This window comes from Vibrio sp. THAF190c (assembly GCF_009363355.1).
Lineage (GTDB): Bacteria > Pseudomonadota > Gammaproteobacteria > Enterobacterales > Vibrionaceae > Vibrio > Vibrio fortis_A.
Window position 1 is genome coordinate 24,955 of sequence record NZ_CP045339.1, and the last position, 14,227, is coordinate 39,181.

The following is a 14,227-nucleotide window of genomic DNA, read 5'->3' on the forward strand; positions in this document are numbered from 1 at the left end:
ACTGCAAGAGAAGCAGATAGCAAGAAATACAGATGCTTAGCGTTTTATGCTTATACTTTCTGCTTATACTTTCTGCTTATAGTTGGCGGAGTGAAGTCTTAACTGCGAGTTACAGTGCGGGCTAAAAACGAAAAAGCACAAACTCGACGGCCTGTGCTTGATTTATTGTGTTACTAAAATCCGTTGATCTTTATAACTTGAAGCGACTCAGCTCTTGCTTAAGGTCGTTGGCTAACTGATTGAGCTGGTCAGCTTGAACAACAGCATCGGAAGCGTCTACGGCCATTACATCACTCACCTCACGCACCGATTCAGTATTAGTGTTGATTTCAGCGGTTACTAACGATTGCTCTTCCGCAGCCGAGGCAATTTGGGTCGCCATATCGCTGATCACCTGAATCGCTTCACGGATCTGCTCTAAGCTCTCACCTGCTAAGTTAACGTCATTGACACTGGTACGTGCCATATCATGACTCTGGTTCATCACTTTAACCGCGCCATTGGTTGCTTGTTGAAGTCGTTTGATCTTGTCTTCAATCTCTTCCGTCGATGCGTGCGTTCTTTGTGACAATACGCGTACCTCATCAGCAACAACGGCAAAGCCTCGGCCTTGTTCACCCGCACGCGCGGCTTCAATCGCAGCATTAAGTGCCAGTAGGTTGGTCTGCTCGGCTATCTCACGAATCGTTGCCAGAATCGTCGCGATTTGTTGACCATGCTCTTCAAGCTCACTGATGATCGATACAGCACCAGTTAACTCATTAGCCAATTCATTGATTGAGGCTTGGCTTTTCTCCATTTGCTGGAAGCCTTGCTCGCTCAACTCTACTGAGTGAGTCGCGCTCTTAGCGGTATTATCTGCGTTAGATGCAATCTCTGACGTTGCTGTCGCCATTTCAGTTACCGCTGTTGCAACCATAGTGATTTCATCTTGCTGCTTGCCAACGCTCTCGCTTCGCTTCATCGCACTTTGGTTGGCGTGTTCTGCACCATGGGTCATTGCTGAGGACACGTTATTCACGTTTTTCATCATCTCGTGGAGACGATCAATGAAGGTATTGAACTTATCAGCCAATTGCCCCACTTCATCATGACTAGATACTGTCAGCCTGCGTGTTAAATCCCCTTCGCCCTCTGCGATGTCCGCCAGCGCTTCACCGACTCGACCCAACTCGACAAGTTGGCGAGCAACAAACCATGAGGTCGCGATAGCCATTACGATCAGTACAATCAAACCTGTCGTAACTTGGTTGATTAACATGGTAAATAGCGGTTGTTCCAAGACCTCTTTATTCATTTCTATCACAAGCATCCAATCGGTATTCTTGATTGGTTCGGCCATGATCACTTTCTCTACACCATCTACGTATGCATAAAGTGTCGTTAAGTTCGCAGCTGCAGAATTTAAGCTCGTAACATTTAGCTCAGGGGCAATATCGGTGATCTTCTTGAGAATGAAGTCTTTGTTACTATGCGCAACCACTGTGCCTTGAGTATCGATCAAAATAGCTCGACCATCACCCGGTACTGGAATCGCCAATACGTCTTGAATTAACTTATCTAGAGCGAGGTTAGACGCTGCTACCCCAACGATTTGACCATTTTCAAACACAGGATCCGTCAGCGTAACCACCAAGGTTTGCATGGTGACGCTCACGTAAGGTTTGGTGGTAATTGCTCTGTTCGCCGCCAGCGTCTCTTTGTACCAACCGCGAACACGTGGGTCATAACCGGGTTTATTCAAAGAAGGATCATGACGGAACATCTCACCATCTTTGTTTCCAAAATAACTGAGGCCAAATCCACCTGACACCAAGGTTTGTCGCAAGTGAGGCACCACATCCAAATCTGGGTTCAATGAGATTTGTTGTTGTAATCCGTTTACTGCTTGTTTCTTGTCGTGAAACCAATCACTAATGCCTTTGGCGTGAGCATGGAGCGTATTTCGGCTTTCACTCTCTATCGCTTGCCAGCTATTGGTTTGAAACGTTTTGTAGCCAATGAAAAGTAAAATGGCAGATGTCACCGCAATCGCCAAAACCACAGAGGAAACCATTTTCCTCTTTAGACTAAATTGCATAATTTAGAGCCTCTTATAAAACTTAGAACATGAGTTAGTGTTTTATAGTCTCACCTATGCAACTGATTTTATGAGATTTTCGACTCAATAATGAAACAAGTTGGGTATGAATTGTCAATATGTGACTTGTGCAATACCAAAGTAGTATAGAACCCGCTATGAAGGCGTGCTTATGAAATATAGGTACGTTAACGAGATATAGAAGTGTTTAAAACAAGAGCCAAAATTCAGATACAAAAAAACCAGTCACTAGGACTGGTTTGATTGAATAATGGAGGCGCCTCCCGGAGTCGAACCGAGGTCCACGGATTTGCAATCCGCTGCATAGCCACTCTGCCAAGGCGCCTTAATTTGATTGTCGTAGTCTAAGGTAACTACGTGTCTCTTTAGAAGAGAAATAGATGGTGCCCCGGGCCGGACTTGAACCGGCACAGCGCGAACGCCGAGGGATTTTAAATCCCTTGTGTCTACCAATTCCACCACCAGGGCACGCAATTCTTTATTGCGATGCCGTTACGATTCGTAAACACCATCTTTAATGTCGAAGTGAATCAACATTACAAAATTTATAGCTAAACATGTTTTCTGTATTCAAACTCGAAGTTTGAATGGAGGCGCCTCCCGGAGTCGAACCGAGGTCCACGGATTTGCAATCCGCTGCATAGCCACTCTGCCAAGGCGCCTTTTTATTTCAACACGTTAGGATGTTGTCCCGCTGTGTTCGGGTGCTTACTTTACGGATTGAGAAAGGATAGTCAAATAAAAATGTGCATTTAAATTCTGTTTGCTGACATTTAAATCAAATTGCTGCACCTTCCACCTATTCAGACAGAAATCGTACAGCAATTTACATCACCATTTTTTCATTAAACGCCCAACGAGGCTTGGATGGTACGACCAACAGTGATCAAACATACTCATTAATTGAGGGTTGCCGTACTTAGAAAGGCTCACAGCGTGGAAGCGATTCTTGTGTTGTTTCAATTTCTCAACCTGCGCAATCATCTCATCAGACTGCTTAGGTGCGATAAAGTCAGAAAGCACAACCAAATCTGCGTTCTTGTACTTATCGCCCATCATGAGATCAATCGACTTCATCAAGACTGGTTCTAAATCGGTACCGCCGTGGAATGAGTAACTTAAGAAGTCACTCGCTTCACGCAATCCGTCCTGACGAGTTAACTCATAAGTGATTTGCTCTGAAGAGAACAGAATTACGTAACAATCGCGCTCTTCTGCCAATGCAATTTGCATCAACGCATAAGCCATAGCTTTAGCCGATTGCTCAGGGAAGCCGCTCATCGAGCCAGAGGCGTCAACACAGACGATAAATGGCCCTTTCTCGATATCGACATTCTTAGCATCTGGTTTTTGCGCTTTCACTTTTCTTAAAGTTCGAGATTTACCTTGAGAGCGGTAACTCAATAAACGCTTATCAGCTAAATGCTTGTAGAAGATAACTTCGAGTTCTGGGTAAGCCAGGAACATGGTTTCGTTTGGCAGCATCTTATTAAGGTCGTCACTTTCGTGAATACCGACAATGTCGTCTACCGCTTCATCGGCTTTTTCTTCGACCATCTGAAGCTCTTCAACCGGCGCTTTATGCAGAGACGGGTCATCTTCTAAACCAGCCATACGGCCAAGCTTCTCAGCAATCTCTTGAAGCCCTTTGTGCTTGTTGAGAAACTCTGCATGACGCTTCATTACCGTAAGGTCTGTTTTGCTCAGCTTGGCTGACGCCATATCCCACAAACGCCCTACACTGCCTTCATCACCAGATTCCGTCACTTTGTCCATGTTTTTCATGGTTTCCATGCGCTGGTAAAGATCGGCAAGCACTTTCTCTTTGCTTGCTTCAAGCTCAGTTACCTGCGCTTGTTTGATCGCTTCAGACAGGGCTTGATACCACTGGTCACAGAAGTAATGCGGGAACATGGCGTTATACACGCCCTTATTGTGTTCAAGCAGACGGCGAGCTTGTAGATAAAACGCAGAGTGCCACTCCAGCTTTTTGATCACCGAGTCGATCTCTTCAAAAAACTGCTCTTCATTCCAGTGAATCACTTCTTGGTAGAGGGCAATTTCTTGTTGAAATCGATCGGTTTCGCAGACTTTGGTGACGCGTTTTTTCACCTTGCCACGCCACTTAACTAAATGGTTTTTAACAGAGGTTTTAACACCTTTGTTTTCCGCCGCCATCATCACTTGCGAGCGGGCCAATAAGTCGTTCATTGCAGTATCAATGATGCCAGAGTCTGCGACCATTAAAGCCAGATTTAATCCGTCTGCTCCTAACATATAGGGTCCCCTTACTCGAAGTATTGGCTCATGAACTTGATACGCTGAACGATCTTACTGCTCTTAACCTGTGTGGTTTCAAGATCTTGAGTGATGGATTGCAAGCTTGCTTCCATCGCCTTCGGTAATTCAGGGTCAATAAAGTTATGTGGTAGCGCACCATGGAAATCTGAGCGCACTTTCTTGAGGTTAAATTCTGCGTCTTGAAGCTGTTTAAGCGCGGCTTCTGCACCTGTTAACCATTTGTCGTATAGTTCTTTGTCCAGACCATCAGACGTCACGACGCTAACTAACACTGAACGGTTAGCAATGTCTTTGATAACGAGTTGGTTAGATGCATCTAAATCCAGCTTGAGGCGACATAGGTTCTTGTTTTCATTTACATAACCATAGATGTCACCGTGACCTTCTTTGATCACGCGGTCGAAATCATCTTTAGCAACGTAAACCCAGCGACTGTCGCCCTTTTCAGACTCAGACACTGACATATTGCTTTGCAGTAGCACCAACTTCACTAGGTTGTAGGCACTGCCCACGCTGTACATTTTTGCGTTCTTAATATCGTGCTGGTAAATGTCTTTACGCAATAGACCGCTGCTCGTTTCCATTGAAAGAGATACAGATAGAGTTGACTCTACATCTTCTTGAATCTCTTCTAACTCTTCACGTGCTAGCTCAATTTGGTGTTTTGATTCTTGTTGGTCAAACGCTCGGTTCAACGCAAAATCGTTAACGACACTACGCACCACGTCACGAGACTCTGGGCTATGCCATAAACAGTCTTGAAGTAACATGATATCAAGCGGATTCACCGTATCACGGCCACTGAAGAAGGCACTCGCTTTAAGCAGCTTAACGGCTTTCTTCCAACGACGGTCAGACACGTAAAGTTCAGAGTCTGACATTGCGCCGCCCTGCTTCTTCACTGTCTCTTCAAGCATGGTTTTAAGCTCGTAAAGCTTGTCGAAGGCGTTGTCGTTAAGCTCTAGACGATCTAGCTCTTTCTGCCATTGGTGGTATTCAATATCAGTGATAGCCAGACCCGGTGGGATGGTCGCTTCTTGAGGTGTACCCGTGGTTAGCATCGACTTAAAATTCTGCTTATTCTGGATACGGTTTACGAACACGCGCACCAGCATACGGTCATAAAGAGCCTCTAGGCCGCTGTCTTCATCTGGTAATTCGTTAGATGCAGAAACCAACAGTCGCATCGGAACACGTTCGATGTCGCTGCCGTTTTTAAAGGTTTTTTCGTTAACAACAGTCAGTAGCGTATTAAGGATTGCCGGACCTGCTTTCCAAATCTCATCAAGGAAAACAACCTGAGCGGTTGGCAAGTAACCCTCAGTTAAACGCACGTAACGACCATTGTCTTTCAATTCTTGAATACTCAATGGACCAAAAACTTCTTCTGGGGTTGAGAAGCGCGTCATCAAATATTCGAAGTAACTACTGTTATCGAAAGCTTGTATTAAACGTTTCGCGATCAGACTTTTCGCGATACCCGGAGGACCAAGCAAGAAAACACTTTCGCCTGCAAGCGCAGCAAGTAAACAAAGTTTAATGGTGTCTTCACGTTCGTAAACACCGTCAGATAAGGCTTGAGCAAGCTTGTTAATGCGTTCGGAGAGTAATGCTTTGTCAGCATGGGAGGATACAGAAGGGTTCATCACAGCAAAACTCCGGAAACTTTCAAGATAATTAAGAGTGTAGATATGTTTTTATACATTTGTTAGCACTTTGTTACAAGTGTATTTTATTGTTGAGTAGCATTTATATCAGATGGTTAGGTTGGTAATTTTGGTGTAATCAAAGATTCCAATTTTGAGAATAGAGTCACAATGTGTGATGAGTTTCGTGGAACGCATTCAGAATTTTTCTTTTATTTTCGACATAATTGGCGTTATGGTGGTCGACGTCTTATATGTCCGGCAATTGGCAAGGAAAGTGACTACCACTCCATGAAAACAATAATCCACAAATGGAAAAGCATCTCACTAATAGAAGAGGATGTTAAATTACCCACCGGGTCCTCAATAACTCACACTACGATTCAACATCCTGGCGCAGCAGTCATACTTCCCATCACGTCTAACGGAAAGGTCATTCTCATCAATCAATTTAGACCTTCGTTAAAAAAATGGCTGTTAGAGCTCCCAGCAGGCACGATGGAACAAGGTGAAACACCTTTAGATTGTGCGAAGCGAGAACTTGAAGAAGAGACTGGTTACAGTGCTGGTCAATTTCAAAGTTTGGGGCAAGTGACTCCACTCGCTGGCTTCTGTGATGAGATCCAGCATCTATTCGTTGCATCAGAGCTCAACCTAACCACACGCTTCAGCTGTGATGATGACGAAGTCATTGAAGTGCTTGAGCTGACTATTGAAGAGCTTCAACAAAAAATTCGTAACGACCAAATTACCGATACCAAAACTATCGCGTGTTTAAGTAAAGCCCAGCTTTGCGGCTACCTATAGGAGAGAAATATGGACTTTCGTTCTGATACCGTCACCAAACCAAGTCAGGCTATGCGCCAAGTTATGGCTAACGCCGAGGTTGGCGACGATGTCTACGGTGATGATCCGACTGTAAATGACTTAGAGCAGTGGGCAGCCGAAGAAGCAGGTTTTGAAGCCGCCATGTTCACTTCATCGGGCACGCAAGCCAACCTTCTAGGATTAATGGCCCATTGTGGACGCGGTGATGAATACTTGTGTGGGCAGCAAGCTCACAACTATAAATATGAAGCGGGAGGTGCCGCGGTTCTCGGTTCAATTCAGCCACAACCGATTGAGAATAACCCAGACGGTACTCTAGACTTTGGCAAACTCGAAAGTGCAATTAAGCCTGACGACAGCCACTTCGCTCGCACAACGCTACTGAGCTTAGAAAACACCATCAATGGTAAGGTGCTGCCACTTTCTTACTTGGCCGAAGCTCGTGAGTTCACCAACAAGCACGGTTTAAAACTGCATTTAGATGGTGCTCGTGTATACAACGCAGCGGCGGCATTAGATGTTCCCGTTAAAGAAATCGCTCAGCATTTTGACTCAATGACCATCTGTTTATCTAAAGGTCTGGGGGCTCCGGTTGGTTCACTGCTTCTAGGCAGCAAAGAGTATATCGCTAGAGCACGTCGCCTAAGAAAAATGGTGGGGGGCGGTATGCGTCAAGCTGGTATCTTGGCGGCAGCAGGTAAAATGGCGCTTACAGAAAACGTAGCGCAACTGAAGACCGACCACAAAAACGCGAAAGATCTCGCAATTGGCCTTAGCGAATTGACAGGCTTCTCAGTGAACCCTGACTTTGTTCAAACTAACATCGTATTCGCCAAGCTAGATGACAGTGTCGATATCACAGCAATCGCGAATAAGCTGGCAGCAAAAGAGATCACTATTACACCGAGCAACCCGATTCGCTTTGTGACACACCGTGATATCTCTAGCGCAGATATCGCTCGCTTCCTAACAGAGCTTAAAGCCGTTCTTTAGTTACGGCTTGCGACCCAAATAACTGAAAAAAACCAAACCCTATGTTGCTAATCACAATATAGGGTTTATTTTTGCCTTCAAAAAGATCCGCCTACCCTCGACGTAAAACAAGATAAGCCGACTTCAGCCTGTGCTAAGCTCAATAAACTAAAGCACTTGGTTGTTTTTCTACCGATATATCGCAGTGCAAAGCCTATATAGCTTTACACGCCCTATCGAACCCTTACAATGTGCTCAAAATATTTTTACAAGGTTTATCTCTATGTCTATCCAATGGTTTCCGGGCCACATGCACAAAGCCCGCAAAGAAATCGAAGAAGTTATCCCTAAAGTCGACGTTATCATTGAAGTACTAGATGCGCGTATTCCATTTAGTTCAGAAAACCCAATGATTGCAGAGATCAAAGCAGGTAAACCGGTAGTTAAAGTTCTAAACAAACGCGACCTAGCCGATCCAGAGCTAACACAGATGTGGATTGAGCACTTTGAAAAAGAGCAAGGTGTGAAAGCGATCGCGATTACCACCAGCGTTAAAGAAGAAGTGAATCACATCATGGAGCTGGTACGTAAGTTAGCTCCTCACCGTGAAGAGATCGGTAAAAACATTCGTACCATGATCATGGGTATTCCAAACGTTGGTAAATCAACCATCATTAACTGTCTAGCAGGTCGTACGATCGCTGTAACAGGTAACCAACCTGCTGTGACTCGTCGCCAGCAACGCATCAACCTACAAAACGGTGTGGTGCTTTCTGATACTCCGGGAATCTTGTGGCCAAAAGTGGAAAACCCACACAGTGGTTTCCGCCTAGCAGCAACTGGTGCAGTAAAAGATACTGCAATGGAATACGATGAAGTAGCTTTCTACACGGTAGAGTACTTGGCGAAGCAATACCCTCACCTACTGAAAGAGCGTTACCAAATCGAAGAACTACCAGAGTCAGACATTGAACTGATGGAAGAGATCGGTCGCAAGCGAGGTGCACTGCGTGCAGGCGGTCATATCGATTTGCATAAATGTTCAGAAATTCTACTTCATGAACTGCGCAACGGTACACTAGGTCAAGTGACTCTAGAGCTACCAGAGATGATCACACAAGAGCTGATCGAAGTAGAACAGGAAGCACTACGTAAAGCTGAAGAGAAAGCAAAGAAAAAAGAAGAGCGTCGTAAGCGTTACCTGAAGAACAAGCGCTAATTATTGCCCACATTCGCGTAAACTCGTTACGCGAATTTTCCGGCTTTTCTCGCCCTAATGATATCGTTAGGGCGTCACTTCTCAGCATTACCCCGTCATTGATAGAACTAATATCTTGTCACATAAATAAAATCTAAAATTTACATTAGTGAGTTTCATAGACATACTGACGCATTATTTTGTGATCCCGTAGCGAATTTTAAGATGCGTTCATATCCCGGTTTTCAAAACCAGCGTTTCAAAACCTATTTTGATAATGAAATATACCTGCCGTATGTCAATTTCATCTACCTACCGATCACTATATTTCTAGCCTTTATCATCACCGACTTCATTCATTTTGGTGACCAGTGCATCATGCCTATTGTTCTGCGCGTCATTCTTTCAGCATTGATGGCGGGAGCCGCGTATTACTGCATAAATAATCGACCAAACATACTGCAACAGTTAGAGAGTTTACTACTGATAACGAGTGCACTGTTTCTCGTTGTCGTTGGAAGGATAGCCATCGGCTTTGGAAATTATGACTACCAAGGCGGCGTCATTCTGGTAATGATTTATCTCGGTACCTTCTCTCGTCTATCTGCTCGATACAGTTTATTTACCCTAACCTGCATACTGGCTAGCTATCTTATCGGTTTATCGCCACTTCTTTATGCCGCTGAACCTGCGCATGAACTTGAAATTATCTCTATCTATTTAGCAACCTACGTATTGGTTGCCGCAGCAAGCTTAAGAAGAGACTTAGAAGTTCACAAACGCTTCTCTCAATCTGAACAACTGCGCAAGCAAGCGATCCAACTGAGAAAACAATCGAACCTATTTGAAGCACTCTCTTACCAAGATGCTCTAACCGGCTGCTACAACAGACTTTATCTACACCAAGTTATCGAGCCGAACATCAATCGTAATCAATCTATGACAACCATTATGATCGATATCGACCACTTTAAGTCGGTCAACGATACATACGGTCACCAAACTGGCGATATGGTTATCAAAGAACTTGCGAAAGCGATTAAGGCTAAGCTGCCAGTTAAGAGCAACCTTTTCAGATATGGTGGAGAAGAATTTCTGATTATTGCTCAAGGGTTAAATAGCACCCAGGCGCAACAACTTTCCGATAGTTTGCTCACATCACCTTCAAAGCTTTCTTTGGACGTGACGGTTTCTGTTGGCGTAAAACATATTGATCGCGCTGTTGGTTCGGTTGAACAATTGATTGAAGATGCTGATAGAGCGCTTTACCAATCTAAGAAGAATGGGCGTAACTGCATTTCATGGTGCACCGTCTCCTACCCCAATGTAGAAACTGTAGCAGTCTAAACACGGCACAAACAAAAAGCCCCGAGCTAATCCTCGGGGCTTTCTATTTTTAATCGTGCTTACTTTATCAAGCTGGCGTTTGTAGTTGCTGAGCTAAAGTCGAAGGTGAAGGCCAAGAGTAGACTTTCTCTTTTACTTTACTGCCGCAAGGCGCATCCCAAATTTGCTCAAGCTCTTCTTTACCACCGATGGACTCATAAAACCCGATAGCTTGCTTGTTTTTAGACATCACCTCTAAGTAGAGGCCACTATCAGCATAGTATTGCTCAAGTCTCTCTGAGAGCTCTGATAACAAGCGTTTACCAATCCCACGACCACGGTAGGCGTTATCAACATGCAACGCATCAATAAAAGTACCACGGTCGAAGTTGTGATTTCCGAATGCACATACAAACCCAACAAGCAGCCCACCTTCTTCAAGAAGTAAAACATGTTGATTAAAAGGAGGGTTGATAAGGCGTGTTTGCCAAATTACCGATCTGTCTTCTAGAACGTCCTGATCTAGATATTGGTCAGCAAGAATACCTCGATAGTAGATTTTCCAACTGTCTGCATGTAACTGTGCGATACGCTCGTAATCTTTATATTCAGCTACTCTAATTTCCATTTATTAGCCCTTAGCACTTCCATTTATTTATAACTTCTACATTTAATACTACTTACCTACAAAATTAAAGCAAAACATACTATTAAAACCCGACCGCTAATAGGTACTTACACTTTGATTCTTGACTTACACGTGTACGCTGATATTCTAGCGCACATCTGTACGCTCAATGGAATATGCTGATGACAACTGGCAATACAACGCAAAATAAGAAGCCGCCTCTGATCTGGCTAAACGTTTTTATCTTCTCTTTTAGTATGCTTTTGGCTCTAGTTGCCGCCCCTCTTTATGGCTACTACAACGGATACGGCGCGGAGCATTGGGTTTGGTTGGCGATCTGTTTTAGCTTTTGTAATCTATCAATAACAACGGGTTACCATCGTTTATGGTCGCACAAGGCGTTTGAAGCGCATTCTAGCTTACGATTCCTTTTTGCTTTGGGTGGCGCATTTGCACTTCAAAACAGTGCCCTTCACTGGTCTTCTGATCACCGAGTACATCACAAGCATGTCGACAACAATGACAAAGACCCGTACTCAGCTAAACGTGGTTTTTGGTACTCGCATATCGGTTGGATGATTCGCAACTACAACACCTCAATTTATAAAGATTACGAAAATTGCCGCGATCTTAAAAAAGACAAAATTGTGATGTGGCAGCATAAACATTACATCTTGTTAGCGCTGATCATGAATTTTGGTGTCCCTATCGCGCTTGGCGTGATCTATGGTGACGTGATTGGCATGTTGCTAATGGTTGGTGCAGTTCGTTTAGTACTTAACCACCACACCACTTTCTTTATCAACTCACTTGCTCACATCTGGGGTAGCCAACCTTTCACAGATAAGAACACAGCACGTGATAATGGTATTCTTGCGGTTTTGACTTTTGGCGAGGGTTACCACAACTTCCATCATATTTTTGAGAATGATTACCGCAATGGCATTTACTGGTGGCAATACGATCCAACTAAATGGCTGATCAAAGGCGCGTCGCTATGCGGCCTGACGTCGAAATTAAAGAAAACGCCACAGGCTCGAATTGAGAAAGCCGAAGCTACGATGCTCTTAAAACGTACTCAACAGAAAATCATGCATCGAGCAGACAACATTCAAATAGCTGAGAAACTGCAAGCAGAGTTCGACTCTCTTGTTGCAAACATGAATGAATACTACGCTGTGAAAAAGCAGTTGCTTGAGAGCAAACGAGACGACGTAGTTAAGAAGTATGAGCACTCATTGCTTAAAGTACGTTACCAACAAATCAAGCTCAATTTTGAACAGCAGAAGCGTAATTGGGCCCAAACAGTAGAACAGTACGCTTAACCTTTTAATAACATATTCTGTTCTTTATCAAGCGCCTAGGCTAAAACAGCCTTGGCGCTTTTTCGTTTTTATTACCCTGTTTATGGTTTGGGTTGAATAAAAACTCTAATCAAATCTGAAGCAACATCTAATATCACACTTACAATGTAAGAAAACGTTTGCTTACATTTCTAGTTGTGATCAAAGTCACTTACGGAATTTCATTTTGTAACATAGAATGCGCGCCCTCCTGTTCCACGGACTACAAAAGCGAATCATTTTATGAAAATGTTAAAAACATCACTGGCGCTAGCAATCTCTACTACCCTTTTATTCGGCTGCGGTGACGAAACAACAAACAATTACTACCCAGAAGTTCCTCAGCCTGAAGTTCCACAACCGACGCCTGTAGACAGCAAAGGACGCATCGCAGTATTCAACCTATCTTTCGATCGTTATACCTACGAAGATCTTGTTGCAGAAATGAAGCTGACTAAACCAGAGCAAGATGCACTGATTAAAGGCTGGCAAGATAAAACGCTGTCTGATGAAGACAACGCAACAGCTCTTAAAGTGATCCAGATTCGCAACGTAGCTGCAATCATCCAGACTGAGCGCCCAGCGGTTATTATGATGGCAGAGTTCAACAACGACGGTACTGCTGAAAACAATGACGCTATCATTGGTTTCCGTTTGAACTACCTTGCGGTTTCTCAAAACTCTAATAGTTTTGACCAAGACGGTATTCATTTAGAGCCAATCGTATTCCAATACTTTGCTAACTTCGCAACCAACACCGGTCTATTAAACGAATTTGGTTTTGACTTAGATAACGACGGTAATGCAGGCCAGCTCCCAGGTGATGCATGGGGCTTTGGTAATTACCACGGACAATATGCGTTCGCTCTAATGTCCATGTACGAAATTGATCACGACAACATTCGTACTTTCCAAAAATTCAAATGGAGCGATATGCCTTCGGCTACCATGCCAACGATCACCAACTGTAATGATTCTTGGAATCCGATCCCTGAAGGTATGGAATGTGGTGATGATTGGTACACTGCTGAAGAGTGGGCAGAAGTTCGCCTTTCTTCTAAAAACCACGTTGACGCACCAATCCTGATCCCACAAGAAGATAGCACTACTGACACAATTCATCTGCTTATGTCTCACCCGACACCACCGATTTTCGATACAGGTAAGAACAAGGTTCAAAATGCTGATGAAGTTAACTTCTGGGTTGATTACATCGAAGGTAAAAACTACATGTACGATGATAAAGGTGTGACAGGCGGTTTAGCTGATGATGCCAAGTTCGTAGTAATGGGCGACCTTAATGCCGATCCTCTTAAAGGCGATGGCGACCTAACAGCAATCAATGCACTAATGGATCACGACAAAGTGAACCGTTTAGCGACGTTTGGCCCATTAGCACCTTCTAGCCTTGGCGGCCCAGAGTGTTTAGCACTTGGCGAATGTAAAGAAGCAAACTGGGATACTCCAAACCCAGGTCAAGTAACAAGCACAAGCGGTCTGCGTCTTGATCATGTTGTTCCATCAGAGAACCTAACTATTTCAGATTCTGGCGTGTACTGGCCTGCTACATTTGAAGAAGGTCGTCTGTTAATGAATGATGAGCGTGTAGGCAACTACGGTAACGGTAAAGATATCTCTTCGGATCACCGCATGGTTTGGATCAAAGCTGAAATCCATAACTAATATTCCCGCTTAAGCTTTTTCAATAATGCCCGACTCTTGAGTTGGGCATTTTTTATTTTCTTTTTGTAATTATTACTCAAGCAACCCTCTTTTAATTATGGACTCAAGCATCCATAGTTATTGGATTTGGGCACTCTTTAATCCCGTCTATAAACTGCCTATATTACTTGCACTTATCGAGCAAAATTCCAAGGAATAAAG

10 protein-coding genes and 3 tRNA genes are annotated in these 14,227 nt (G+C 43.9%); 6 read left to right on the forward strand and 7 right to left on the reverse strand.

The features are described from left to right. Positions 1-190 precede the first annotated feature (190 nt). The 6 genes from FIV04_RS15190 to FIV04_RS15215 all read right to left on the reverse strand — a co-directional run bounded on the left by FIV04_RS15190 (position 191) and on the right by FIV04_RS15215 (position 6,048). Positions 191-2,056, reverse strand: coding sequence for a methyl-accepting chemotaxis protein (locus FIV04_RS15190; protein WP_152470639.1), 1,866 nt, complete (start codon positions 2,054-2,056; stop codon positions 191-193). 296 nt (positions 2,057-2,352) lie between these two features. After that, positions 2,353-2,426 (reverse strand) — tRNA-Cys (locus tag FIV04_RS15195). Between the two features lie 56 nt (positions 2,427-2,482). Continuing rightward, positions 2,483-2,569: transfer RNA gene (locus FIV04_RS15200), tRNA-Leu, on the reverse strand. Positions 2,570-2,689: 120 nt separating this feature from the next. Next, positions 2,690-2,763, reverse strand: a tRNA-Cys gene (locus FIV04_RS15205). Positions 2,764-2,932: 169 nt separating this feature from the next. Next, on the reverse strand, positions 2,933-4,378 hold the full coding sequence (gene viaA / locus FIV04_RS15210; RefSeq protein ID WP_032552636.1) for an ATPase RavA stimulator ViaA: 1,446 nt from the start codon (positions 4,376-4,378) through the stop codon (positions 2,933-2,935). Positions 4,379-4,389: 11 nt separating this feature from the next. Continuing rightward, a complete protein-coding gene (locus FIV04_RS15215) occupies positions 4,390-6,048 on the reverse strand; it encodes an ATPase RavA domain-containing protein (protein ID WP_152469594.1) in 1,659 nt (552 codons plus the stop codon). 291 nt (positions 6,049-6,339) lie between these two features. On the opposite strand from FIV04_RS15215, the gene FIV04_RS15220 reads away from it, so the two are divergent. The 4 genes from FIV04_RS15220 to FIV04_RS15235 all read left to right on the forward strand — a co-directional run bounded on the left by FIV04_RS15220 (position 6,340) and on the right by FIV04_RS15235 (position 10,393). Continuing rightward, the gene (locus tag FIV04_RS15220) at positions 6,340-6,855 is read left to right on the forward strand and encodes an NUDIX hydrolase (protein WP_152469595.1); all 516 of its coding nucleotides are present in this window, start codon (positions 6,340-6,342) and stop codon (positions 6,853-6,855) included. 9 nt (positions 6,856-6,864) lie between these two features. Then, positions 6,865-7,869 (forward strand): low-specificity L-threonine aldolase, encoded by a 1,005-nt coding sequence (gene ltaE, locus FIV04_RS15225; RefSeq protein WP_152469596.1) that lies wholly within the window; start codon positions 6,865-6,867, stop codon positions 7,867-7,869. Positions 7,870-8,131: 262 nt separating this feature from the next. Next, positions 8,132-9,067, forward strand: coding sequence for a ribosome biogenesis GTPase YlqF (gene ylqF / locus FIV04_RS15230; protein WP_032552640.1), 936 nt, complete (start codon positions 8,132-8,134; stop codon positions 9,065-9,067). 267 nt (positions 9,068-9,334) lie between these two features. Then, entirely contained in the window at positions 9,335-10,393 is a 1,059-nt protein-coding gene (locus FIV04_RS15235; protein WP_253895560.1) for a diguanylate cyclase, read from the forward strand. A 67-nt stretch (positions 10,394-10,460) separates the two neighbouring features. Here the strand turns inward: FIV04_RS15235 and FIV04_RS15240 are convergent, their stop codons facing one another. After that, positions 10,461-11,000, reverse strand: a complete 540-nt coding sequence (locus FIV04_RS15240; RefSeq protein WP_032552641.1) for an N-acetyltransferase — start codon at positions 10,998-11,000, stop codon at positions 10,461-10,463. Between the two features lie 182 nt (positions 11,001-11,182). Here FIV04_RS15240 and FIV04_RS15245 point away from each other — a divergent pair, with 182 nt between their 5' ends. Beyond that, the gene (locus FIV04_RS15245) at positions 11,183-12,325 is read left to right on the forward strand and encodes a fatty acid desaturase (protein WP_150869658.1); all 1,143 of its coding nucleotides are present in this window, start codon (positions 11,183-11,185) and stop codon (positions 12,323-12,325) included. A 261-nt stretch (positions 12,326-12,586) separates the two neighbouring features. Continuing rightward, entirely contained in the window at positions 12,587-14,026 is a 1,440-nt protein-coding gene (locus tag FIV04_RS15250) for an endonuclease/exonuclease/phosphatase family protein (RefSeq protein WP_152469598.1), read from the forward strand. Positions 14,027-14,227 lie beyond the last annotated feature (201 nt).

Bases quoted from the DNA above. Each gene is read 5' to 3' on its own strand.
- FIV04_RS15190 (WP_152470639.1), bottom strand. From the start codon at position 2,056: ATGGTTTCCTCTGTGGTTTTGGCGATTGCGGTGACATCTGCCATTTTA.
- viaA (WP_032552636.1), bottom strand. From the start codon at position 4,378: ATGTTAGGAGCAGACGGATTAAATCTGGCTTTAATGGTCGCAGACTCT.
- FIV04_RS15215 (WP_152469594.1), bottom strand. From the start codon at position 6,048: ATGAACCCTTCTGTATCCTCCCATGCTGACAAAGCATTACTCTCCGAA.
- FIV04_RS15220 (WP_152469595.1), top strand. From the start codon at position 6,340: ATGAAAACAATAATCCACAAATGGAAAAGCATCTCACTAATAGAAGAG.
- ltaE (WP_152469596.1), top strand. From the start codon at position 6,865: ATGGACTTTCGTTCTGATACCGTCACCAAACCAAGTCAGGCTATGCGC.
- ylqF (WP_032552640.1), top strand. From the start codon at position 8,132: ATGTCTATCCAATGGTTTCCGGGCCACATGCACAAAGCCCGCAAAGAA.
- FIV04_RS15240 (WP_032552641.1), bottom strand. From the start codon at position 11,000: ATGGAAATTAGAGTAGCTGAATATAAAGATTACGAGCGTATCGCACAG.
- FIV04_RS15245 (WP_150869658.1), top strand. From the start codon at position 11,183: ATGACAACTGGCAATACAACGCAAAATAAGAAGCCGCCTCTGATCTGG.
- FIV04_RS15250 (WP_152469598.1), top strand. From the start codon at position 12,587: ATGAAAATGTTAAAAACATCACTGGCGCTAGCAATCTCTACTACCCTT.